Genomic DNA, 516 nt, shown 5'->3' on the forward strand with positions numbered 1-516 from the left:
CATAGAGATAGATGGCGCGCGCGCCGAGCGGATTCTGGCCACCGCCGGGCATACCGTCCTTATACTGGCCGTAATGCTTCGGCTCGCGCTTCTGCATGTCCAGCGTCGGGATCCAGCGCGGCCATTCCTGCTTGTCACCGACTGCAACCGTACCCTTGAACTGCAGGCCGTCGCGGCCGACCGCGATGGCGTAGCGGCGCGCGGTGGAGGACGATTCGACGAGGTAGAGGCGGCGCGCGCTGGTGTCGATAACGATGGTACCGGCAGCGTAACCGCTGAATTCCACGTCCTGCGGCACGAATTCCGGCTTCACCTTGAACTGCTTCTTGGCTTCCCTCTTGGCGAGAGCCTGGTCGAGAGCCCGTGTCTCGGGAAGATATGAAATCGACGAAGAGGAAGAGCTACCGCCGAAGAGACCGGCGAACAAACCGCCGCTGCTCGGCTGCTTCTGGCCGATGACCTCGCTACGCAACTCGCCATTGTTGCCGGTCAGGGCGATGTTCATCGCCTCTGCCG

Annotated in this window: 1 protein-coding gene; it reads right to left on the reverse strand. The window is 62.8% G+C overall.

Annotated elements, in window-relative coordinates:
• On the reverse strand, window positions 1-516 hold a 516-nt coding region (locus EN885_RS33100; protein WP_164897979.1), incomplete at both ends, for a L,D-transpeptidase.

The sequence above is a fragment of the Mesorhizobium sp. M6A.T.Cr.TU.014.01.1.1 genome (assembly GCF_004022765.1).
Classification (GTDB): domain Bacteria; phylum Pseudomonadota; class Alphaproteobacteria; order Rhizobiales; family Rhizobiaceae; genus Mesorhizobium; species Mesorhizobium mediterraneum.